The sequence below is a fragment of the Acinetobacter sp. YH12023 genome, assembly GCF_013420135.1.
Classification (GTDB): Bacteria; Pseudomonadota; Gammaproteobacteria; order Pseudomonadales; family Moraxellaceae; genus Acinetobacter; species Acinetobacter amyesii.
This window is the reverse complement of record NZ_VOYU01000001.1, coordinates 48,374-73,023: the sequence shown is the minus strand read 5'-3', so window position 1 is coordinate 73,023 and position 24,650 is coordinate 48,374. Positions and strand designations below refer to the sequence as shown.

Genomic DNA, 24,650 nt, shown 5'->3' with positions numbered 1-24,650 from the left:
CTCTAAATGTGAATTTTTTTGAAAAATAGCTGCAAATCCGCCTCATTCTTTAGTCTAAGGAAAATTGCACTGCATAATATTTAATCTAAATATCAACCAAATTGATTAAAAATCAGTCTTATCAATTTTAGTATTTAATAATCAAGGCATTAAATTATTTTATTAGCTCATTGCGCCTTAAAGCCATAATGTGAATCAAAACACTGTTTTATTATTTATTTCATCTTAATTCTCAATTTATCCCTATTTGCAGGGATAGCGTCGAATCACCCCTCTCTCAGATAATAAAAGCACGACATACAAGCACAGTAATTCGCTGTACTCGCCAAAATAATCACAATATTTACAAAACCTTAGCTAAATAAATCAGCGACTACTGTTCTACCGTCATTATGCTTTGGGGAAAGATCATGACAAAATTTAAAACCATCATTGGGGCTGGCTGCCTCTTAAGCTGTCTCAGCTTCATTGCCTGTGGCGACAACGACCAATCGACAACAGATTCGACGATTCAAGAAGAGGAAGTAGACTCACCGACTGTCGTCTCGAATCCACCACGTTTGAAAGCCAATGCACAAGGTGAACATGAACTGCTGATTGCCTATAAACGCCAAGCCTTATACGACCCTGAAACGGGTGAAAATGACCTATTACAGGTCAGAGGCTATCTGACTAAACCTGAACTTTGGAACTCGAAAAATAGCGATGGCAGTGTTTCTGATGTATTGGTCGGCCCACAAATTCGTGCGAAACAAGGTGACAATTTAAAAATTCATCTGGTCAATCACCTCCCTGTTGAATCGACGGAGACCTGTCCAAGTCCAGTGACCAATATTAACCAAGGGAACTGTTTTAACACCACAAATTTACATACACATGGTCTTTGGGTTAGCCCACAAGGAAATAGTGACAACGTATTTTTGAGCTTAAAACCTCAGCAAGATTTTCATTACGAATTTAAGATCGAACCGAATCATCCTGCGGGAACATTTTGGTATCACTCGCATGTGCATGGTTCAACCGCGATTCAGGTCTCAAGTGGCATGGCTGGCCCATTGATTATTGAGGGAGAGCGGAAACCTGTCATTCGTCAGGGGCAAATTCAGCAGACTGGAGATTTGGACATCTTATGGAAAAATCAAAAAACCCAGCAGTATAACCATGAAAAAATCATGCTATTCCAGCAGATTCAATACAATGAAGATTGCGACAGCAATTTAAGCCAAGTGAATGGTACACCCTGCATCTATAGCTTAGAAGATTATTCAAAACTCGATATACCAACCTCATGGGCGGATGAAAATCGTTTTACCAGTATCAATGGCAAAATGTTTGGTGAAATTAAGGTGGATCAGAACCAATACCACCGCTGGCGCATGATTCACGGCGGTATCCGTGACACCATTGGTTTGACCATCAAAGAACTGCCTGATTCTGCGCTCTTTACCGCAGAGCAAACCCTGAGCGAATGTCAAAAATATCAAAGTAAGTCGATGTCTTCACAGTTTAAAACGCTGAAAACATTACCGTTATATACCCTTGCACAAGACGGCTTGACCATGGGCAAAATCCAAAAGCACGGGATTGAAATTTTTCAACCAGGTTATCGCTTTGATGCCATGCTCGCCTTCCCGACCACCAATAAATACTGTGTATACGATGCCAAGCTGAATCTGGAAGATGAAATTAATGCGCCTGAATCAAGTCCATTACTTCGTCGCGCACCAGAAGAAAAACTCAATACACAGCTCCTCGGTTGGGTCAATGTGCAAGCAACTCAACTACCGCAGCAAACGCCGTTTAACTTCTTAAAAAGTCAGGCCACCCAACTAAAACTGGCACCAGAAGTGATTGCACAGCTCGAACAGGGTGATTTATCAGCCTTTATCTCTCATGCGAGTTTAATGACTGCTGAAGTCGATGAAATGCTCAAAACGATGGCGAAGCAAATCACCAACTTTGACATTCTGTTCAATACAGATGGCAGCTTTAAATTTGGTATTCGTCATGCCGAAGAAGGTACCTTGATCAGCTTTGGCGATGCCTACCATGATGAAGACCATACCCACCATAGCTATGTCCGCAAGCTTCCAATCGGGCAAACTCAAGAGTGGGAGTTAAGCAGTAATGTTGCCAGTCATCCCTTCCATATTCATGTCAATCCATTCCAAGTGGTGAAAATATTGAATGAAAATGGCGTCGATGTCAGTGCGATCGGCAGCTCAGATAAAGATGGTGCAGGAAATATTGACTCGCAATATCATGGAATGAAAGGCGTTTGGAAAGATACGCTCTTCGTCAAACAGGGCTATAAAATCTTTGTACGCAGTAAATACGAAAAATTTGAAGGCGACTTTGTACTGCACTGCCATATTTTAGACCATGAAGATCAAGGCATGATGGAAACCGTGCGTATTTGTGGCGATCAATATGATTGTAATAGTGAACCGCCTTCGCATCATTCCACTATGGATATGACTGCAAGCGATATGCCTACACACAATCACTAAGACAGATCTCTGCTGTACAAAAGCCCATATCAATATGGGCTTTTTGTTTGCCTAACACTGCGGCTTGCTGCAAAATAACATGATTAATGATATCTAAAATTTATACTGAGGCTGGTCATGACAACGTCTATGGCATTCACATCTTTTTCTCTCAACGGTGTCGATGCACAAAAATTTCTACAAGGGCAAGTGACTTTGCATGTTGAACGCCTTGAAGAAAATGCAACACGTTATACCGCAATCTGCGACCTCAAAGGCCGTATTCACTTTGGTTTATGGCTCACTAAACACAGTGCTGAAAGTTTTTCTATTGTCACTACGGCAGATCAAGCCGAAGAATTTGCCAAACATATTAAAAAATATGGTGCATTTTCTAAGATGAAACTTGAAGAAACTGGTGCAGTTTTTCCAAGTTTAGTCGGTGATGAAACGACATTTACTTCGGAACCGACGGATGTTGCAGCATGGGAAATTCAAGCGATTCAAGCGGGTCAGGCCTATATTGACCAAGCCATTGAACATGTGTTCCAACCGCAAGAGTTACGTCTACATCAGCGTGAAGGCGTCCACTATGACAAAGGCTGTTATTTGGGTCAGGAAGTGATTGCACGTTTATGGTTTAAAGCTAAACCAAAAGCTTGGTTGCATGCGATTTCAGGTACAGGTACTGCTCCTGCACAAGGCGAACAGCTGAATAAAGGCGTACAAGTGGTCAATAGCGCGGCTGTAGAAAATGGTTATGTAGCTTTAGTTGTGGCACGCCCAGAAGCTTTAGAAGAGTTAGATGTGACAGTTTTAGCCTTGCCTGAAGCATTGAATGGTGATGTGGCGCGTCCGTAGTCAGCTTAAATAAATTAAGAAGATAGCTACATTTAGCTATCTTCTTTTATAACAAATCTAAGTTTTAAATTTTAAAATTCATCATGTTAATTTGACTATTTTTAAACTAAAATGCACTCCGAATTTTAACAATAAACTATATAACGATGCATCAGACACAATTTCAAGACCCAAAGCATAAGTTAATCGCACTCTACTATGGTGGTTTTTCAATATTAGCAGTTTTAATGATATTTTATTTTATTGGTTTTCTTAATCTGTTCTCAATTAACAATATTATTTATCTACTGTTCCTTCTTCAACTTATCATTACAATTTCTGGCAGTTATCTTTACTGGAAACAAAACATTAAAGGTTTAATAACCCTAAAATGGATAAGTTTTAGTTTGATCTTCCTTATATGTACGCCTTATTTTTTATATATTCCAAATATTGCACTTATTTTTGGTTTTTACATAGAAGCAACTCCTGATTCTTTTTTCTATCTACTAAAAGCACATATAGGCTACAACACGTCAATAAAATTCAATACAGCTGGAACTTTGCCTTGGGGCTTTGGTTTAAATTTTATTGAGTTAATTATGTTCTTACGTTTTAGAAAAATTTTAAAAGAAACTCTACAGCAAACATAGAAATAGAAGAGTTAGAATCCTCTCTCATTAATGATCATATTTTATAACATCAAACCCACAGCCAAACCCTAAAGACTTTGGCTTTTTAATCACTCATTTTTTCCCTCACATAATAAATCACCTCTGCCCGATCATCTGAAAAATAAAAAGATTTTTCATCGACCTTATAAATATCAGCAGGTCGCCCATGCACCGTTTTACCGACTAAAAAGCCATCCATAAAGGTTTCAAGTTTTTGTCCTTTACGCATCATTGCAATTTGATAGCCATGACCAATCGCCTCATCGGTAGAGCCATGCAAGGCTACTAAAAATGCATTTTTAATGGCGGTATCAGTATGGGGGTCATCAAAATAATCAAAACCCAATGCAGATGAATGCGAAGGGAAATAAGCATAGGGCGATGGAACATTTTTACAGCCAGATGCACGTTTAAATTTAGGGTCCGCCAAGACATTGCCCAGCCATGAATAACATGCGGGCCAACCATAATCGACATCCTGTTTTAGCGCATAAAAAGTTTCATCTGGCTTTTTAGGTCCCAAATGATCAGAACCTTGATTGGTCGCAAATAGAAATTTTCCGATCCATTTTAGCCCAACAGCATTACGCAAACCTGTCGCATAAATCCGTTGCTCTAAACCATCAGGATTCATCTCAATGACGGAGGCTCGTACTTTTTCTTTTTCAACACAGGCGTTACAACTCGAACCAACCGACACATAAACTTTTCCATTTCCACCGATAGCAATCGTCCGCGTCAGATGCCAACCACCGTATTTATAACTCAAACCATAATCTGGAAATGTCGCTAAAACTTCAGCCTTACTCGAAGGCTGAGTTTCTCCTCTACTAAATTTTTGCCGTGTCAGTTGGTGCGTTTCCGCCAAATAGAGCCAATCCTGTCCTTGAGCATCGGGATAAAACTGAACTGAATTTGGATTTCTCAAACCGGTCAGATAAGGAATGATTTTGCCAAATTTACCGGTGTCAGCATTCCAATCATCCAATATATATACAGTACCTTTTTTATTATCTGTTAGGTCATACATATCCGTGACAAGCATTCTGCGATCAGGCGCTTACGAAAAAAAGCGTACCCGTTTGAGACCTTCAGCAGCAGGAATGATCTCGAAATTTGCAGGCAAATTTAATGAAAACTGCTTGCCATTTTTTAAATGGATTGGATGAGGTACAAGCTTGGGTTGTTGAGCCCAACTGGTCATTGAACAAACGAAACTAAGGATCAAGATGGCACTTATTTTTATCATATTTAAATACATCTCAATGAATCATGTATATCTGTATTCATCATAGATGTCTTGTATCTATTTTATTCAATTTATATTTTTAGAAAATATTATACTTTTGAAAATAAAGGATTTTTAAATCATATACGCTGGTGCAGTACACAACAGTCAAAAATAAGGAGGAACTTTATTCCCCCTCACGTCTTCGTTTTTAAATCATGATTTTAATCAAAATCCATGAAATAGCTTATTCATATCTTTGCATACATATTCTTTAAAATGATAGGCGCGCGCATGTTTGGCATCAAATTTAGCTTCCAAATCGCCTTTTTTGAAAATATAAACACGATCCTCTTTACTGACTAAAAACTCTGCACCCAGTTTCATCAAAAGCGCATCGATTTTATCTTCATCTGCAATCGATTCATCTGCATTAATTTTATCGTAATTGCGTTTAATGCCTTTAATAAACATCGTGCTGCCTCAGAGAAAATAACAATGCGCGATTAAATCAGAGTCCTGCTTTTTTGCAAAGGCTTTTGATGCAATAAAGTCGTGGCATTTAAAGCGCTAAGGGAAATCAACATTATTTTATAAAAACGCTTTAAATCACAATTCCTCACTTTACATTTACGTAAATCTACCTATGATGTAAAAACCGACAAAAATAACCACCAAAACACATAAATGGAATTATGTGTATGATTTAAAAAAGGTTTTAAGATGAAAAAAATCCTACTTGCAAGCATTTTGGCAATGAGCACTCAATTCGCTTTTGCTGAAACCAAAACAGATGCCGTCGATCCTGAATTTGCTAAAGTGGAAGCCATGGTCAAGGCCAAAGATATGAATGGCGCCTACCAAACACTAAGCAAGCTTGCAGCAAAAGGTAATGCTCAGGCTATTTATAATTTGGGCTATCTTACTCAAACAGGTCAAGGCGTAGCGAAGGATGAGAAAAAAGCCATCCAACTCTATGAACAGGCTGCAGCCAAAGGCTACCCTGTTGCAAACTATGTTTTAGGTAAAAATTATGCAACGGGCACACTGGGCTTAAAACAAGACACCAATAAGGCCAAACAATATTTAGAACGCGCATCTTCGGCTGGTTTTGATGATGCCTCCATCGACTATGCCATTTTACTTTTTGCAGAAAATAAACCTGAGTCAGATAAATTGGCGCTCAGTAAACTTGATCCGCTGATTAAAAAAGGCAACTACCCTGCGATTCATGCCAAAGCACTTTATGACATCAGTGCTGGCTTTAAAGCTAAAAATGAAAAGCCTATTCAACAAGGTCTAAATAGCATTCAAGAGTTAGCGAAAAAAGGTTATGTCCCTGCATTGATGGCAGTGGGCAATATGTTTGTAAATGGCAATATCATCCCGCAAAATTTGCCTGAAGCTAAAAAAATATTTAGCGCATTAGCCAAAGAAAATATTCCGCAAGCTAAAGAATCTTTGGCAACCGTGGATAAAATGATTGCTGAACAAGCCAAAGCGCCAAAAGCCAATGCGAAAAAGAGTTAATTGAGCATTAAAAAAAGCCCTGCACATGCAGGGCTTTTTTCATGGGTTTAAGCAAATCTTGAGCTGATCAAAATCACGCCCACCACAAACTGATTAATACGCCTGTTACGACAAATCCCAAGATGGTACTCATCAACAAAGGCGTTAAGGTCTTTTCATTTAAGCCATAAACTTGCCCAAGCATGGCAAAAATCGTCGGCATCGGCAATGCGGCAATAATCGTCCCTGCATATAACATCTCTTGGCTGACATCGGTCAAATAACGTAAGCCTAAATAAGTCAGTAAAGGCATCACCAAGTTGCTTGAAATCACCAAATAGAAGCTCTGAGCATTCACATACTTTAAGCTCATACCGACAATCCCTCCACCAATTGCAAACAGTGCCAGTGGTGAAGCCGTTTGACCTAACATCGCTAGTACATCATTGATTTGATGAGGCAAACGAATTTGGAAAATTGCAAACCCAATCCCTAGCATTACCCCTGCAAAGAGTGGATTTTTTAACAGGGTCATTAAGGTATTTTTGATGATATCGCCAATATTGGCTTTTTGCTGTGAACTTCCTAATTGTGCAAGGACCAGCACCGTTGGAATCAGCAGCACACTTTCAATGATGACGATTAATGAGGTATAGGTCATCGCATTTTGACCGACCAATAAGCTTAGGACTGCAGTGCCAATTAAGCCTGTATTTGACATGCCAGCGCCTAATGACAGTACCGCTGTTTGCGACATATTATTTTTAAAATGTGTCGACAATAGCCAATAGGCCATCCCATACAGTAAAAAAGTGACTCCGGTATAAACAAAGAAATAGCCGGGATACCAAATTTGATGCAAATCTTTAGAAGCTAATGACTGAAAAAACAAAGCCGGCAGTGCAATCTTAATCACAAATGCACCAATGGTTCCAACTTGTTCTTTGCTCAATAAACTACATTTTACAGACAGATATCCCAAGGCCAAAAGAAAAAAGATTGGACCAATCACCTCAAAGACCATACGAAATACCCTGTGTAATAGACTCTTCTATCCACACCCTCAACCTGAGAGTGTAGATAGGACCGCTATAAATTTTGAAAATTAGAAAGCCGTAAATTGACTTCTTTGTGCATGTGGCTGACAGCGTAAATACTGCGGAGAAATTTTTAGGTTTTCACCGAGTTCAGCAGCGGCATGCCATGGCCAACGCGGGTCATATTGAATTGCACGAGCAAGACCAATCGCATCTGCCATGCCATATTGTAAGATGCCTTCGGCTTGCATTGCTTCGGTAATTAAACCCACAGCAATTACGGGAACCTGAACGGCTTGCTTAATGGCTTCAGCAAAAGGCACTTGATAACTGGCTTGTAATTGAATTTTTTGCGCAACATCTAAGCCGCCACTAGAAACATGAATATAGGCTGTGCCTAGTTGTGCAAGCGCTTTTGACAAGCCAACAGCCGAGTCTAGATCCCAACTCGGTGCTTCAGTATATTCCATCCAGTCAGTTGCAGAAATACGTACCCCAATTGGATAATCTTCAGGAACGGCATTTTTCATGGCTTGGAACACTTCAAGCGTCAGCCGAATGCGATTTTCCAGACTGCCACCATATTCATCGCTACGCTGATTCGACAATGGCGACATAAATTGATGCAGCAAATAACCATGTGCGGCATGTAGCTCAATTAAGTCAAAGCCTGCATCTACCGCTCGTTTTGCTGAATCGGCAAAGTCTTGAATGATCTGCTGGATTTCTTCTCGGCTTAAAGCATGGGGTGCATGATCTGTGGCATTAAAGGGCAACTCACTTGCTGAAACAGTTTGCCATCCTTGAGGGTGATCTGGGGGTAATTGTCCACGTCCTGCCCAAGGTTTATCTGTCGATGCCTTACGACCCGCATGTGCCAGTTGGATAGCAAATGGCATAGGTGAAAGTGATTTCACCTTGGCCAATAGTGCCTTCATCTGTGCGCGTTGCATATCATTCCAAAGGCCGAGGTCTGCATAGCTAATGCGCCCCTCTGCCTGTACAGCCGTTGCCTCGACGATACAAAGTCCAGCACCTGACAAGGCATAATTCGCCCATTGTTGTTCATGCCAATAGCTTAACTCCCCTTGCTCATTGGCAGAATATTGACACATGGGTGCAATCACGATTCGATTAGTCAGCCCCAATGTTCCAAACTGAATTGGTTGAAATAACAACGCCACATTACTCTCCTTTTAGAAGGCTTTGGTCACACTCAATCCTGCACTCCAATTCAAACCATCTGTGGGTTCAAAGAAGCGTCCGTTTCCATCATTGACGATCACTGAACCGACATAGTTCTCATCAAACAAATTATCTGCACGTACATAGGTTTTGACTTTCCAATCTGCTTGTTTCCACACATAACCTGCGTTGGCAGAAACCACGGTATAGCTCGACGCAGCATCACTGTTGGCATCATCGACATAGACTTTATCCATATAGCGCACATCTAGGCCGGCATTAAAGCCAATATCTGGCTGCCAATTCAGTGCGGCAAACGCTTGGTTTTTGGCAATACCTGGTATATAGGTACCTTTGACGATATCACTGTCAGGAATTGCGGCATCAAAAGTGGCATCGATATAACTGTAACTTGCTTGCGCGCTTAAATCTCGCCATAGCTGTTTATTCCACGAAAGCTCAATACCTTCACGTAAGGTTTTATCGGCATTTTTATAGGTTGCTCGACCATTGATACTTCCTGCAGAGACGATGTCATCTTGAGTTTTGCTTTGGAATACCGCTGCAGTGAAATTCCCCCATGCATTTTGTGATTTAAGCCCAAGCTCGTAGTTATCGCTACTGGCCGGTTTTAAATCAAAATTCATGCCGTCATCTTTAGAATAGGCCATTTCTGTAAAGGTCGGTGTTTCAAAACCTTTGGCATAACTGACATAGGCATTGAGTTGAGGTGCAATATTCCAGCTTAACGCTGCTGAAGGTAAAACTTTGTCATAGTCAGTTTTACCGCTGTCGTCACCATTGTCTTTATCTGCTGCATATACTGCTTGCTGCTGATAATGATCTTTAGACTCATAGTGTACATTGCTATATCGTAGCCCTGTATCTAATGTCCAATGTGGTAAAAAACTCCACGAAGCTTGTACATAGGGGTCTAAATTCCACAAGGTGTTATTTTCATTTCGACGAATATTCCCCTTCTTGCCATAATCTCCATTGGCATCAAAATTTTCATAGCCCTTACGGTCTTCTTCCATGTAATCAAAGGCAAAGCCTGCAGTCAAACGTGTATTCGGCAAGAGGTCTTTGCCTGTCCAGCGAATATCTGTTCCATAATAGTCACGGCTAAAATCAATCACACCGCCTGCATGGCGAGGGTTTCTTTGACTTGTTGATGATATTGGATTTCCATCTTCATCAAAGCCTAAATTGATTGAATACTCACCTTTAGGAATCGATTGATACTGGGTTACATCACGTTGCCCCATATATACCATTGCATTGAGTTCATGCTGATCATTCAATGGTTTTTTCCATGTTAAGCCAGTTTGAGTTTGGTTAATTTCTTTACGTACATCAAACTGCTTTAAAAATGCTACTTGCTGTTTCGGATTATTTTGCCACTGTGCGCGAGTCAACCCTTGTGGATCATCGGCATTGATATCCACATGATTCACAATCCAATTGACCTTGGAACCATCATCCAGATCCCAAGTCAGTTTTGCATTGCTGAGTACCTTATTTGCAGCACTATGATCACGGTAACCATCAGTTTCAAAATAAGAAGAACTGACAACATAGCTAGGCTCATTGGCCTGTTCTGAGCCACCTTGCAGCACAATATCAGCACGACTTTTATGATGACTGCCGCCCGAATAGCCGAGTTCGATAGAGTCTTTTCCAGTACCTTGCTTGGTTGTTGTTAAGATTGCCCCACCCGAAGAATTACCGTATAAAGAGGAAAATGGCCCACCCAATACCTCGATATGATTTAAGCTACTCATATCGATATTTGATGTCTGTCCCTGACCATCCGGCATGGTCGCAGGGATTCCATCAACATATAAACGGATACCACGCACACCAAATGTTGAACGTGCGCCAAAGCCTCGCATAGACAGTTGCAAGTCTTGTGCATAGTTTTCACGGTTATTCAGTTGTAGTCCGGGCACACCTTTTAAGGTTTCAGACAGATTCACACCCGTATTGTTATTATTTTCAGCCTGCTGTACCCGGTATACCGATGCCGGTGTTTTTAACCATGTGGTATTGGTTCGTGGTGCTTCAATGGTAATCTCAGGAAGTAAAACAGGTTCCGTAGAACCTGTTTCTGCATACAACTGTTGGCTAATACATGCCGTCAGGCAAAGTAAATGTGTCTTAAATGATGTGACGTTAAATTTACTTTGCATAGAGCACCTATTTTGACATTAGAATATTACCTTAGAGCTTAAACCAATTAGGAAAGCATCATCAACCCGATTTGTTGAGCCTGGGTTAATCACATATTGTAAACTTGGGCGAATCATCAACCATTTCGTAGGGTTATGGCTATAGTTCAACTCGACATTATATTCTGCGCTTGCATCAAATTTTTCAGCAGAAAGTCGATCATTGACATGCACACGGTTCACGCCCAAGCCAACCATATCGTTAGGCAAACGATCGGCCAATCCAATGTATTTCAAACCTAGCTGCTGTGAGTTATCAACTTTTGTGGTGACACGATCATGCCAAGTAAAATTGGCAAAGCTATGCAAACCACGTTTGCCTTCACCTGTAGACGTTAACTGTTGCTCAATCGCGACCCAACCACCAAAGGTACGATCTTCTGCTTCGCCCGAAATAATGTCTTTTTGATTTTTTACATTATCTGCAGTGTTGTACATCGCACCAAAGCGGTAGCTCCCCGGTAAGCCATTGACCAATGATTTTGGTGTCCAAACCAATTCTACTGGAATAGTTACGCCATCAGCATGATCTGTATCTAGACTCCAACCTTGACCTTCTGCTTTGGCATTACCATTGTCAGGGTTAAATTCGTAAACACCGACTTGTGCCGCAAGTTCTGGCGTTGCTTGGTATTTCACACGTCCACCCCATTGTGAAACTGGAGTATTCATCCACATAGAACCTTGCCATTTACCCATTTGCGCTGCACAAAATGCGGTGCTGGCAAAGTCACATGCCATCACGTTAAAGTCCATACCTAGACCTAAACGACCTGCTTTTACACTAATGCCTTGTTCTTTGAAATTCTTTTCAATCGAAAGCTCGGTTAAGCGGCTGTCTTGGTTACCACGGCCAAAATTGGCTTGTGCATTTGCCAATTGAGGAACATCTCCTTGCAAATCACGAACTGAGGTACTTTGACCTTGACGTGCAGTCATCACGGCACGCACAGTCACGCCATCCCAACCTGCGAGTTTTTCCATATCAAGCTGTGTACCTAACCACAATTGGCTAGCTACCGTTGCTGAATGTCCCGGATTACGACCACCATCGGCAAGATAGGCAGCATCAGCAGCAATATTGGCCTCAAACTTCACACCTTGTTGTGCAAGTTCGGTACGTTTACCATCCCAATCCCCGAGCATGTACTGACCTTTAGTATCGAATGCTTCTGCGGCGTGAACATGTGTCATGGCTGCTGCAACAAATGCAGGTAGAAGAGCTAGACTGTATTTTTTCATGGTAAAACCTAAATCTGGAGAGAGTCCCTAGACAAGCCTTAAGGCTTGAAATCTAATGTCACAAAAATTACATAATTTTTCACGTTCTATCTCAGCATTATTTTTATCATTCACAAAACTTTAATTTATTAATAAATGAATTTAAATAAATCTATTGTTATGGAATATTTTTAGTTTTTATTTTTCAATATCTTATATTTTTTAAAAAATTAAATTTTAAAATTCTGATCGCTTGCTTAAACTCATCATCGTGACTTATTGGTTTATTATTCTCACAATTAATAATCAATAACCTGTTCATGCATTCCTCAGACCGCGATGAAACTTGCATTCTGTAGGGCTAGACCCAATAGTATGCATAACTTGAATGACCCATTGCTTCGACCTTTATGCCTGAATTACCAGAAGTAGAAACCACTAAAACCAGTTTATTGCCATTATTGAATGAAAAGGTTCTCAAAGTTGAGGTTTTTCAGTCGAGTCTGCGTTGGCCAATTCCTGACGACATTCAAAAACTCGCCGGACAAAAGCTGCTTCAGCTCAGCCGTCGATCAAAATATATTTTGGCTGAATTTGAACAGGACAGCATGTTGTGGCATTTGGGCATGTCTGGCAGTTTTCGGATTTGTGAAGGTCATGAAGCATTACGCAAGCATGATCATCTGGTGATTCATTTTGAAGATATGCAATTGCGCTATCACGATCCACGCCGTTTTGGCTGTATTTTATGGTTAGATGCATCGTCTCAAAGCAAACTGATTGACACGCTTGGCCCTGAACCGCTGAGTGATGCGTTTAATGCTGAATACTTATTCCAAAAATTTAAAAATAAGCAGACCGGTATCAAAGTATCGATCATGGACAATCATATCGTGGTCGGAGTCGGCAATATTTATGCAACGGAAAGCTTATTTAACCTCGGCATACACCCTGCGCAGCCTGCATCGAGTTTGAGTTTTGAACAAGTTGAAAAAATGGTCATCGAAATCAAACGCATTTTAAAACAGGCGATTGATTTAGGCGGTTCAACTTTACGCGATTACAGCAATGCGATGGGTGAAAATGGTTATTTCCAGCAAACCCTGCTCGCCTACGGACGTGCCGGTGAAATGTGCATCAACTGTGAAACCACGTTGCAAAATATCAAACTGGGACAACGTGCATCGGTGTTTTGCCCTGAGTGCCAGCCTTTAAAAAAGGTTAAAATGCAGATTAAGAAAACTCTGAAAGGAAATAAAGCATGAAGTCTGCGATTGTTCGCCACATATTAGTCAAAGATAAAGAACTATGTGAGCAACTGAAAAAGAAAATCAAAGGCGGTGCGGACTTTGCCAAAATTGCGAAGCAGCATTCGACATGTCCTTCGGGTAAAAAAGGCGGCGAGCTTGGCGACATTAAAAAAGGCCAGTTGGTTGGCCCAATTGATAAAGCGGTATTTACCCTACCTGAACGTGAACTGCATGGTCCGATCAAAAGCCAATTTGGCTGGCATTTATTAGAAATTAAGTTTCGGATGTAACATAGCACCCACATTGAACATGCTATAACGAGTATATCGCGAATATGTGCTTTTCATCTTAAAGCACATAATCCCAGTATTTTTTTCAATCGTTCAGAACATTGGCTGGCGGTTTTCAATCATATAATATAAATCATAGCAACCAGATAACATTGCACTAAATCAATTCTACTTAATAATAAACAAAGGACATTCCATTGGGCTATTACAACTATTTTCGTCTTGGCACTGTCGATACAACAGATTTTACAATCATTCGAGGTGAACGAAAGCATGCACTTATCCAAGCATTATATGATGATCAAGATATGAACCCTCATGGTGAAGTCCAGTTGGCACTAGATTTAGATGGGAATCGTAACAATGAATCAAAATGGTATGATGCGATACAGCAAATTAGCAAATTATCCAAAAATCACCCTTTAGTCTTATTTATATTAGGTCAACAAGCCTGCGCACCCGAATCACCTGAAGAAGCAAATGAAGTATTTACAGGCATTCGAAATGGCATTGTTTTTTCGACATCAGAACCTAAGTTTATGAAAATGACGCCTCAACAAAATTCACAATAAAAAACGGCGCTTTAAGCGCCGTTTTCACTGCTAAAGGATTAACCTTTACGTTTTAATTCATCACGAATTTCACGAAGTAATTCGATATCTTCTGGAGTCGCCTCTGGAGCTGGCTCTTCAACTTTTTGACGGCGCAATTTGTTCATCAATTTCACTAACCAGAATACGACCCATGCCAAAAGCAAGAAGTTGATTAAGATAGTTAAGAAGTTACCGTAAGCCAAAACATTAAGGCCTGCATCCTGTGCTGCTTTTAGCGTGGTTAAATTATTTGGGTTATCGCCCAATACTAAGAACCAATTTGAATAATCAACGTCACCACCAAGGATCCAAGAAATAAAAGGCATGATAATGTCTTTTACCATGGAATCGATGATTTTACCGAAAGCACCACCAATGATGACACCGACAGCCAAGTCCATCACGTTGCCTTTTACGGCAAATTCTCTAAATTCTTGAATAATACTCATGTGATCTCCAGAAATTTTTTCAGCTTTAATTTTGTGACGAAGTATACATTATATCTGTATAACTATTTCCACCTAATTTACTTGGTTTATATTAGATTCTAAATACCATGTATAAAAATTCACACAAAACATTTTTGATTTTGGTAATACATTCTATTAAAAAGGATTTATCAAAATTATGCATGTCGAATTAAATGAATAAAGTCATTCAATTTTTGCATTTTTATTCAAAACACCCATGCATAAAAAAACCGCTAACCTAAGTCAGCGGTTTTTTTGAAACTGTAAAATTAACCGTTACGGTTACGTTTACGTTCGTTTTCAGTCAACCAGCGTTTACGGATACGGATTGACTTAGGCGTTACTTCAACTAATTCGTCGTCTTCAATGAATTCAAGCGCTTGTTCAAGCGTAAATTCAATGTGCGGAACAAGAGTCAACGCATCATCAGTACCAGAAGCACGTACGTTAGTTAGCTGTTTCGCTTTAGTTGGGTTAACAGTCATGTCGTCTGAACGTGAGTTAATACCAACGATCATACCTTCATAAACTTCTAACTGAGGTTTAGCGAATAGACGGCCACGGTCTTGTAAGCTGAATAGTGCATAGCCCAAGCAAGTACCTTGAACCATAGAAATCAACACACCGTTTTGACGTTTCGCAACAGTACCTTGTTTCATTGGACCGTAGTGCGAGAAGCTTGAAGTCATGATACCTGTACCTGAAGTCATAGTTAAGAATTCAGAACGGAAACCAATCAAACCACGTGAAGGAACAGTTGCTTCAATACGGATACGGCCTTTACCGTCAACTTCCATATTGGTCATTTCACCTTTACGGTGACCCATTTGTTCCATTACAGCGCCTTGGTGCTGCTCTTCAACGTCAAACGTTACGTTTTCGTATGGCTCTTGTTTTTCACCATCAATTTCTTTGATGATTACTTGTGGACGTGATACGCCCATTTCGAAGCCTTCACGACGCATGTTTTCAATAAGAACTGAAAGGTGAAGCTCACCACGACCAGATACTTTGAAACGGTCAGGACTGTCAGTATCTTCAACACGTAATGCTACGTTGTGAATCAATTCGCGATCTAGACGTTCACGGATATTACGTGAAGTTACGAATTTACCTTCTTTACCAGCAAACGGTGAGTTGTTTACTTGGAAAGTCATCGATACTGTAGGTTCGTCTACAGAAAGTGCAGGTAAAGCTTCAACTGCTTTTGGATCACAGATTGTGTCAGAGATATGAAGTTCATCAATACCCGTTACACAAACGATGTCACCAGCAGAAGCTGATTCAACATCGATACGCTCTAAACCATGGTAACCCATGATTTTTAAGATACGACCGTTACGTGTTTTACCGTCTTTGTCGATTACAGTTACAGGAGTGTTTAATTTCACTGAACCACGTTGAATACGACCAACACCGATAACACCTACGAAGCTGTTATAGTCAAGTGAAGACACTTGCATTTGGAATGGACCGTCAACGTCAACCGCTGGTGGTTCAACGATGTCTACAATTGTTTCGAACAATGGAGTCATGTCTTCAGCAAGTTCTTCTGGAGATGGACCAGCCACACCACGAAGACCTGAAGCATATACAACTGGGAAGTCTAACTGTTCGTCAGAACCACCAAGGTTGTCGAACAAATCGAATACTTGGTCAATTACCCAGTCTGGACGAGCGTTTGGCTTGTCGACTTTGTTAATAATTACGATTGGTTTCAAACCACGTGCGAACGCTTTTTGCGTTACAAAACGAGTTTGTGGCATTGGGCCTTCTTGAGAGTCAACAAGAAGAAGTACGCAGTCAACCATTGACATTACACGTTCTACTTCACCACCGAAGTCGGCGTGTCCCGGGGTATCCACGATATTGATACGGTATTCAGTGTTAGTACGCTTGTCTAACCATTTGATTGCAGTGTTTTTTGCAAGAATGGTAATACCACGTTCACTTTCAATAGCGCCAGAATCCATTACACGTTCGATCTCGCCTGCGCGATCGCCAAGAGCACCTGATTGCTGTAAAAGTTTGTCTACAAGAGTAGTTTTACCATGGTCGACGTGCGCGATGATGGCAATGTTACGGAGAGTTTTAATATCTGACATGTGAATTCGATACGCCTAAAGTTTGAGGGCAAATTATACAGAAAAAATATAGATTTTAGTAGTGACAGTTTATTGACAATCGCATTTTTTTTGACGACTGGTACGCTTTTGGTTTTGTAAAGCTGTGTAAACAGATTAGAATAGCGCCACCTAGCCTTAATTTTCAGTGCCGCATGTCTGATTTAAACCAATCTCCCGAAGCAAAAGATCAACTCGATTTAGTCTATGGATTGAATGATCGACCAAAACCTTTTATTGCTTTTCTCGCTGCGTTCCAACATTTATTGGCCATTATTGTCCCGATTGTGACGCCGGGTCTACTGATCTGTTTAGCACTTGGTGTATCAAAAGAAGACACCAATATGATTCTTTCGATGTCATTGGTGATCTCTGGTATCGCAACTTTTTTACAATGTAAAAAAGTCGGCCCATTTGGTGCAGGTCTCCTGATTGTACAAGGAACCAGCTTTAACTTTATTGGTCCTATTATCGGTATTGGTTCTGCAATGGTTGCGGCAGGTACACCTGTAGAAGCAGTGATGGCATCTATCTTTGGTGTGGTGATCGCGGGTTCATTCATTGAAATGGGTGTGTCACGGATCTTACCGTGGGTGAAAAAACTGATTACCCCATTGGTAACAGGTATTGTGGTGCTATTGATTGGTCTGACTTTAATTAAAGAAGGCCTGATCAGCATGGGTGGTGGTTATCAAGCCATGGGCGATAAAACATTTGCCAATGCAGACAACCTCATCATGTCATGTACCGTTTTGGCACTGATCATTTTATTGAACCGTGTGCGTATTACATGGGTAAAAAGTTCTGCCATCCTAATTGCCTTAGTCGTGGGTTACATCCTTGCAGGCTTTATGGGTCATTTAAACTTTGATGGTTTAAAAGATGCGCCACTGGTTCAAATTCCAACACCGATGCACTTTGGCTTAAGCTTCTCTTGGAGCTTGTTTATTCCAATGGCATTTATCTACCTTGTGACATCTTTGGAAGCGATTGGCGATATTACCGCGACTTCTAAGCTTTCAAATCAAGCTGTAGATGGCCCTGAATGGATGAAGCGTATTAAAGGTGGTGTATTGGTGAATGGTGCAAACTCATTCCTTGCCGGTATCTTTAACACATTCCCAAGTTCTGTATTTGCGCAAAACAACGGTGTTATTCAGTTAACAGGTGTTGCAAGCCGCTATGTAGGCATTTGGATTGCTGCCTTATTGGTTATTTTAGGCTTACTTCCTGCTGTAGCAGGTGTCATTCAGGCGGTTCCACAAGCCGTACTCGGTGGTGCTGTAATGGTCATGTTTGGTGCTGTTGCTGCCTCTGGTATTAATATTTTGTCAGGCATTCATTTAGACCGCCGCGCACTATTAATCATTGCGATTTCATTGGCATTGGGTCTAGGTGTTGCACAAGTACCACAAATCCTTGAACATCTTCCTGAATTGTTCCGTAATATCTTCAGTTCAGGCGTTGCCACTGGTGGTATCGCTGCCCTTATTTTGAATATTGTTCTTCCTGAAGTGAAGAAGTAAGTTCATTTGTCAAAAAACACTGCCTAGGTTCCGCCCTAGGCAGTGTTTTTTATGATGGAGAAATCTATGGATCTCACAAGTGAAGTCGTTATACGACAGATCGATTTATTACAAGATCGCGTGCTTTTCGTAAATGCACCGACAGATGACTTACTCAGTCAATTGAATGACAATATTAAGCCATCGATTTGGTGCTGGAATTTTAATGATTTTCAGTACTTTCAAAATCAACAGTCAAATGTCCATTTTGGTGTCGATTTTCCTGAAGGTCAGTTTGATCAAGCGGTTATTTTTGTTCCAAAATCAAAAGAACTGCTAAATTATTTATTACACAATGTCGCAAGTCATCTTGCTCAAGGTGCGTCTATTTTCCTCGTGGGTGAAAAAAAAGGTGGTGTTGAACGCGCTGCAAAACAATTACAGCCCTTTGGTAAAACCCTAAAAATTGATAGTGCGCGTCACTGTCAAATGTGGCAAACCCTATTGGAAAAAACTGTCACACTGAAGCCACTGCAAGATTGGGTGCAAAAATATCCAGTTGAGACCCCAAATGGTGAGCTTACGATTTGCGCACTGCCGGGTGTATTTAGCCAGAACCGTTTAGATGTGGGTACGGCTACCTTATTGCCTTATTTATCACAGGTGACTTCGGGCAAAATTGCAGATTTTGGCTGTGGTGCGGGTGTTATCAGTGCTTATTTAGCCAAACTGAATCCTAAAAATCGTATCTTTGCCATGGATGTAGATGCCTTTGCACTAGCGTCTACACAAATGACATTTGAACAAAATTTGCTTGAACCTGAACAACTTGAGATTAAAGCGGTCACAGGAATCGAGGATGCACCACTATTTTTACATGCCATAGTCAGCAATCCACCCTTCCATCAAGGGATTCAAACCGACTACAATGCCAGTGAAAATCTATGCAAAACTTCGCGCAGACATTTGAAGTCTGGGGGTGAGCTTTGGATTGTTGCCAACCGATTCCTCAATTATCCGACTTTAATTGAGCAGCATTATGGTCAATGTACAATCAAAGCCGACCAACAAGGATTTAAAGTCTTGTTTGCAAGCACGCAAAAAAATCTTAAGGAACAATGATGAGCGAAACTCAAAAACCAGCTCAGCTTCAGCGTAAGTTGGGTGCTCGCCATCTCAACATGATTGCAATTGGTGGATCAATTGGTACAGGTTTATTCCTTGCCTCAGGTGCAACCATTGCCAATGCAGGCCCGGGTGGCGCCCTGCTTGCATACTGCTTAATTGGTATCATGATTTACTTCTTGATGACCAGTCTAGGTGAGCTTGCAACACATAATCCAACTTCGGGTGCATTCTTTACCTACGGCACCAAATATGTCGAGGGTGGTTTCGGCTTCGCTTTGGGTTGGAACTATTGGTATAACTGGGCGATTACCGTGGCATTTGAATTGGTTGCAGTCCAATTCATTATGAAATTCTGGTTTCCAGATATTCCGGGCTTTTACTGGAGTGCGATTTTCCTCGCAATCGTCTTTGCCATTAATGCGCTGACCGTAAAAGGCTTCGGTGAATCCGAATTCTTCTTCTCGCTTGTTAAAGTGCTCGCAATTGTTGCCTTTATCATTATCGGCCTGTTTATGATTGGCAAAATCATGCTGACACCGGGCGTAGAAACATTTGCCAACTGGACCAAGGGTGAAGCCCCATTTGTCGGCGGTTTATCTGCCTTGATTGGTGTGGCCATGATTGCCGGTTTCTCTTTCCAAGGGACTGAAATGGTTGGTGTGGCTGCAGGTGAATCGAAAGATCCTGAAAAGACCATTCCTATTGCCATCAAGCAAATTTTCTGGCGTATCTTGTTGTTTTATATCGTGTGTATCTTTATTATCGGCACTCTCATTGCCTATGATGACCCACGTTTATTACAAGCAGCATCTACTGAAAATATTGCACTTTCACCATTTACCTTACTGTATGAAAAAGCAGGTTTTGCTTTTGCTGCATCGGTGATGAATGCGGTGATCTTGACTGCGATTTTATCAGCGGGTAACTCTGGTATGTACTCCTCTACTCGTATGCTGTTTGATATGGCACGTAAAGGCAGTGCGCCGAAAGTCTTTGGTCGCTTAGATGCACGTGGCGTACCGATGAATGCGCTTTATGCAACAACGGCGATTGCGGCACTGTGCTTCTTAACCACTTTTATCGGTGAACAAGCGGTATTTAACTGGTTACTGAACATGTCAGGTATGTGTGGCTTTATTGTGTGGCTCGGTATTGCAGTTTCACATTATCGCTTCCGTAAAGGCTACTTGGCTCAAGGCAATAAATTAGAAGATCTTGCTTACCGTGCAAAATTCTTCCCATTTGCACCGTGGTTTGCCTTTATTTTGTGTGCCATCGTGGTCCTTGGTCAGAACTATCAAGCCGTTTTAGATGGTGAGTGGTTAGCCGTTGTTTCTACCTATATTGGTATTTTCTTATTCCTTGCCATTTGGTTCGGTTATAAGTGGAAACACAAAACTAAGTTTGTTTCATATCAAGAAATGGATGTAAAACCGATGAAAGTTGATCAAGAATAATGTAATCACTGAATAAAAAAAGCAGCTCCTAAGCTGCTTTTTTTATGGCTAAAATTGTATCTCAATACATTCACGCTTTAACAAAATATTTCGTGAGTGATGTTGAGGAATGATGTCTGATCTATCATCAACAACTGATAGGCTGACGCAATCATGTTAAGCAGCAAAATAAAAACGCCCAATGCAATGCATCAGGCGTTTGTTCAAAAGTAACTACGTTTTCAGGTTTGATTTTCAATACTTAAGAAGCATTATGCTGTTGTACAAAGGCAATAAACTCGTCTTCGCTCATCACAGGTACACCCAGCTTTTCAGCCTTTTCTAATTTAGAACCTGCCTTTTCACCTGCAACTACACATTTGGTTTTACCCGAAACACTACCACTGACACGTGCGCCTAAGGCTTGAAGCATTTGCGTCGCTTCATCACGCCCCATGGTACTCAATGTTCCAGTAATCACCCAACTCTCGCCATTCAGCGGCTGACGACTTGGTGCAACAGGTGCATCCCAATGAATCCCAGCTGCCAACAAACGATCAACCACTTCGAGGTTATGCGGCGCTTGGAAAAAGTCGACAATCCATTCAGCGGTAATATCACCAACGTCTGGCGTTTTTTTCAAGGATTCGAGATCTGCATGACGAATCGCATCAAAGGTTTGGAAGGTATTGGCGAGCATGCGTGCCGTGGTTTCACCCACGCCTCGAATGCCGAGTGCATAAATAAATGCACCTAGTGTCGTTTTCTTACTATTTTCAATAGAATCGATGAGGTTTTGAACCGACTTCTCACCCATTTTTTCAATGGTCAGTAATTTTTCACGATGCTCTGGCAAGCTATAAATATCAGCAACATCTTTGAGCAAATCCAAATGTAAAAGTGATTCCGCCCAACGGTCGCCTAAGCCCTCAATGTCCATAGCTTTACGTGATACAAAGTGACGAATCGCCTCAATACGCTGTGCAGCACAGTACAAACCACCTGAACAACGTGCCAAGGCTTCACCTTCGGGCATCACCACAGGTGAAGAACAGACAGGACAACATTCGGGCAATTGAACTTCAACTGCTTCTACAGGTCGAAATTCAGGCCAAACTTTTTCCACTTTGGGAATCACATCACCACTACGGTAAACACTCACGGTATCGCCTACACGGACATCTAGGCGGTGAATTTCACCAATATTATGTAGCGTGACATTGGAAACCGTTACCCCTCCGACTGCCACAGGGTTTAAACGTGCGACTGGGGTCAAAGTGCCTGTACGCCCCACTTGCCAATCAATATTTTCAACTGTCGTGAGCGCTGCGACTGCAGGGAATTTATATGCCGTTGCCCAGCGTGGCTCACGGCTTAAAAAACCTAAAGTTTGCTGCTGTTTCAAACTATTCACTTTAATCACCATGCCATCAATTTCAACACTCAGGCTTGGTCGATCAATGATCATTTGCTCATACGCAGCTTGTACGTCCTGAATGCTGTCACATATAAAGTGACGTTCACCGACAGCAAAACCAAACTGTGTCAGCCACTCAAGACTTGCAGACATGGTGGTTTGACCATGATGTGGTTCGCACTGTGCAATGCCATAAGCATAAAAAGCCAAGGGACGCGAAGCCGCAATTGCAGGATCGAGTTGACGTAAGCTTCCTGCTGCTGCATTTCGTGGATTAGCAAAGGTTTTTTCACCTTTGGCTTCGTTTTCAGCATTAAGCTTTTCAAAGCCTGATTTTGGCATCAGAACTTCACCACGGACTTCAAGCAGACTTGGAATTTCAGTCTGTGTAGAGGTCAGTACTTTAGGTAAATTACGAATGGTTTTTACATTTTGGGTAATGTCTTCCCCTGTTTCACCATCACCCCGTGTCACACCACGGACTAAAATGCCATTTTCATACCAGAGAGAAATCGCCAGTCCATCAAATTTTAATTCGACATCATATTCAATTTTTTGATTCGGCAAGCGCTCTTCCGCACGACGCGCAAAGGCAAATAAATCTTCTGCATTAAACACATTACCCAATGACAACATGGGTACTGCATGGGTTACAGATTCAAACTTAGACAAGGCCTTTCCACCCACTTTTGTAGTTGGTGTATCAGGTTGTACTAAATCAGGGTATTGCTCTTCTAAAGCTTTTAATTGGTGAAAAAGTTGATCATATTCACTGTCCTCAATTTCTGGCGTGTCCATGACATAGTAGGCATGGTTATGCTTCGCCAAGAGTTGAATCAGTTGTCGCATCTGTGCAACGACAGTGGATTGTTGTGTCATACATTCACCATAAAAAAGGGCGGTTCATACTCCGCCCTCAAATTTCATTATCTGTTGCTATTATAGAAACCCACTCGGTGAGTTTCAATCAAAGACGCTTAGACTTCGATGGCTTGACCTTGACGATAATCAATCGCTTGATGACGCCAATGTTCACGCATCTGCGGTGTAAATTCTTGGTTATTTTGATCATACACAGTACCGTCAATTTCACGGGCAATTAGACGTGAAATGCTATCCATGGTATCAAAGGCATTTTGTACATCGCTGTGTGGCAGCGCTAAGAAGAAAGCCAAACCTTTTACTTCTTCAGTCGATAAAGTTTCAAGATCAAAACCTTGCGCAGCGCCATCATTATTCATTTGCAATACAGAGAATAATAACTTTGTACCTTCTTCATCATAGCGATGGAAACAGGCCATTTCGCCAAAACGCAGGCCGTATTTGAGTAAAACTTTTAATGCTTTTTCACCTGACAATGCACGGCTATCTGGGAAAACATTTAAGGCGATATAAGTTTCCGCAGTTGCTAAAGCACTTTCTTCATCAACAATTTTTTGTTCATGTAAATGCGCATCCAAAATACTGCTTTCTTCATCAAAATCGCTAATTTCAGCTTTTTCAATTGCGCTATTTACACTAAATTCTGGCGCTTTTTCTGCAGGAACAGCATCAGCCTGAACGTCCGTCGCAGCAGTCGCTGCGTGATTGGCATCGGCGGCTACAGATGCAATAGTTGTAGATTCAGTTGCTTCTGTAGACAATGTACTGTCTTCTGTTGCAGTTTGAGCGTTTTCAACTGAAACGGGATCTGTCGTAATCGCCTCAGTCTTAGCTTCAACGCTCTGCTCAGTTGGTTCCGTTGCCGTTGCTTCTTGCGTTACATTTGCTTGAACAGCTTGAGTCGTTTCAACCGCTGTGACTTTTTCCTCAGCCAAAGTCGGCTCAACACGTTGCGTGGTTTCAGGTGTATTTAACTGATTGCGTACATGGCGCGGAATAACAGGTTGCTGACTATCAGGATCAATATGTAATTCGGTGTCAAGTGATGGCGCTGCATCTGCAGGTTTACGAAACATCATTCGAATGCCCACAACCATGATAATTACAGCGATTACAATCCCAACTATAGTGGTGATTTCCAT

General features: G+C 41.2%; 19 protein-coding genes and 1 pseudogene. 10 read left to right on the top strand and 10 right to left on the bottom strand.

The window, feature by feature from the left end:
* Positions 1-410: 410 nt before the first annotated feature.
* The 3 genes from FTT92_RS00335 (at position 411) to FTT92_RS00325 (ending at position 3,982) form a co-directional block, all read left to right on the top strand.
* Positions 411-2,510, top strand: coding sequence for a multicopper oxidase family protein (locus tag FTT92_RS00335; RefSeq protein WP_180171157.1), 2,100 nt, complete (start codon positions 411-413; stop codon positions 2,508-2,510).
* Between the two features lie 117 nt (positions 2,511-2,627).
* A complete protein-coding gene (locus FTT92_RS00330) occupies positions 2,628-3,350 on the top strand; it encodes a folate-binding protein YgfZ (RefSeq protein WP_257231529.1) in 723 nt (240 codons plus the stop codon).
* Positions 3,351-3,496: 146 nt separating this feature from the next.
* Positions 3,497-3,982, top strand: a complete 486-nt coding sequence (locus FTT92_RS00325) for a hypothetical protein (protein ID WP_078192331.1) — start codon at positions 3,497-3,499, stop codon at positions 3,980-3,982.
* Between the two features lie 85 nt (positions 3,983-4,067).
* Here FTT92_RS00325 and FTT92_RS00320 read toward each other — a convergent pair.
* Both FTT92_RS00320 and FTT92_RS00315 read right to left on the bottom strand, forming a co-directional pair.
* Positions 4,068-5,252, bottom strand: a pseudogene (locus FTT92_RS00320) (sorbosone dehydrogenase family protein).
* A gap of 207 nt (positions 5,253-5,459) precedes the next feature.
* Positions 5,460-5,705 (bottom strand): hypothetical protein, encoded by a 246-nt coding sequence (locus FTT92_RS00315; protein WP_078191141.1) that lies wholly within the window; start codon positions 5,703-5,705, stop codon positions 5,460-5,462.
* Positions 5,706-5,954: 249 nt separating this feature from the next.
* Between FTT92_RS00315 and FTT92_RS00310 the strand changes: the two genes are divergently transcribed.
* On the top strand, positions 5,955-6,761 hold the full coding sequence (locus FTT92_RS00310) for a tetratricopeptide repeat protein (RefSeq protein WP_078191142.1): 807 nt from the start codon (positions 5,955-5,957) through the stop codon (positions 6,759-6,761).
* 73 nt (positions 6,762-6,834) lie between these two features.
* Here the strand turns inward: FTT92_RS00310 and FTT92_RS00305 are convergent, their stop codons facing one another.
* The 4 genes from FTT92_RS00305 to FTT92_RS00290 all read right to left on the bottom strand — a co-directional run bounded on the left by FTT92_RS00305 (position 6,835) and on the right by FTT92_RS00290 (position 12,435).
* Positions 6,835-7,764, bottom strand: a complete 930-nt coding sequence (locus tag FTT92_RS00305; RefSeq protein ID WP_180027265.1) for an AEC family transporter — start codon at positions 7,762-7,764, stop codon at positions 6,835-6,837.
* An 81-nt stretch (positions 7,765-7,845) separates the two neighbouring features.
* Positions 7,846-8,961, bottom strand: coding sequence for an NADH:flavin oxidoreductase/NADH oxidase (locus FTT92_RS00300; protein WP_180133928.1), 1,116 nt, complete (start codon positions 8,959-8,961; stop codon positions 7,846-7,848).
* A 12-nt stretch (positions 8,962-8,973) separates the two neighbouring features.
* On the bottom strand, positions 8,974-11,154 hold the full coding sequence (locus FTT92_RS00295; protein WP_180171156.1) for a TonB-dependent receptor: 2,181 nt from the start codon (positions 11,152-11,154) through the stop codon (positions 8,974-8,976).
* Positions 11,155-11,172: 18 nt separating this feature from the next.
* Positions 11,173-12,435 carry a carbohydrate porin gene (locus FTT92_RS00290; protein WP_078192336.1) on the bottom strand — a complete coding sequence of 421 codons (1,263 nt, stop codon included), beginning with the start codon at positions 12,433-12,435 and terminating at the stop codon, positions 11,173-11,175.
* Between the two features lie 389 nt (positions 12,436-12,824).
* Here FTT92_RS00290 and mutM point away from each other — a divergent pair, with 389 nt between their 5' ends.
* From mutM to FTT92_RS00275, 3 genes are all read left to right on the top strand, one after another.
* Positions 12,825-13,679, top strand: coding sequence for a bifunctional DNA-formamidopyrimidine glycosylase/DNA-(apurinic or apyrimidinic site) lyase (gene mutM / locus FTT92_RS00285; RefSeq protein WP_180171155.1), 855 nt, complete (start codon positions 12,825-12,827; stop codon positions 13,677-13,679).
* The gene (locus tag FTT92_RS00280; RefSeq protein WP_078192338.1) at positions 13,676-13,954 is read left to right on the top strand and encodes a peptidylprolyl isomerase; all 279 of its coding nucleotides are present in this window, start codon (positions 13,676-13,678) and stop codon (positions 13,952-13,954) included. The genes mutM and FTT92_RS00280 overlap by 4 nt, the downstream gene beginning before the upstream one ends.
* Positions 13,955-14,151: 197 nt before the next feature.
* Positions 14,152-14,526: a hypothetical protein gene (locus tag FTT92_RS00275; protein ID WP_180171154.1), complete on the top strand. Its 375-nt coding sequence runs from the start codon at positions 14,152-14,154 to the stop codon at positions 14,524-14,526.
* A 38-nt stretch (positions 14,527-14,564) separates the two neighbouring features.
* Here FTT92_RS00275 and mscL read toward each other — a convergent pair whose 3' ends face one another.
* Complete coding sequence (gene mscL / locus FTT92_RS00270) at positions 14,565-14,996, bottom strand: large conductance mechanosensitive channel protein MscL (protein ID WP_078192339.1); 432 nt, start codon at positions 14,994-14,996, stop codon at positions 14,565-14,567.
* Between the two features lie 290 nt (positions 14,997-15,286).
* Positions 15,287-17,122 carry a translational GTPase TypA gene (typA, locus tag FTT92_RS00265; protein ID WP_111884800.1) on the bottom strand — a complete coding sequence of 612 codons (1,836 nt, stop codon included), beginning with the start codon at positions 17,120-17,122 and terminating at the stop codon, positions 15,287-15,289.
* A 173-nt stretch (positions 17,123-17,295) separates the two neighbouring features.
* On the opposite strand from typA, the gene FTT92_RS00260 reads away from it, so the two are divergent.
* From FTT92_RS00260 to FTT92_RS00250, 3 genes are all read left to right on the top strand, one after another.
* Positions 17,296-18,666: a uracil-xanthine permease family protein gene (locus FTT92_RS00260; RefSeq protein ID WP_078191151.1), complete on the top strand. Its 1,371-nt coding sequence runs from the start codon at positions 17,296-17,298 to the stop codon at positions 18,664-18,666.
* 66 nt (positions 18,667-18,732) lie between these two features.
* Entirely contained in the window at positions 18,733-19,767 is a 1,035-nt protein-coding gene (locus FTT92_RS00255) for a methyltransferase (RefSeq protein ID WP_078192341.1), read from the top strand.
* The gene (locus tag FTT92_RS00250) at positions 19,767-21,230 is read left to right on the top strand and encodes an amino acid permease (RefSeq protein ID WP_078192342.1); all 1,464 of its coding nucleotides are present in this window, start codon (positions 19,767-19,769) and stop codon (positions 21,228-21,230) included. The genes FTT92_RS00255 and FTT92_RS00250 overlap by 1 nt, the downstream gene beginning before the upstream one ends.
* Positions 21,231-21,471: 241 nt before the next feature.
* Here the strand turns inward: FTT92_RS00250 and ligA are convergent, their stop codons facing one another.
* Positions 21,472-23,505 carry an NAD-dependent DNA ligase LigA gene (gene ligA, locus FTT92_RS00245; RefSeq protein WP_180171153.1) on the bottom strand — a complete coding sequence of 678 codons (2,034 nt, stop codon included), beginning with the start codon at positions 23,503-23,505 and terminating at the stop codon, positions 21,472-21,474.
* 98 nt (positions 23,506-23,603) lie between these two features.
* A complete protein-coding gene (locus FTT92_RS00240; RefSeq protein WP_180171152.1) occupies positions 23,604-24,650 on the bottom strand; it encodes a cell division protein ZipA C-terminal FtsZ-binding domain-containing protein in 1,047 nt (348 codons plus the stop codon).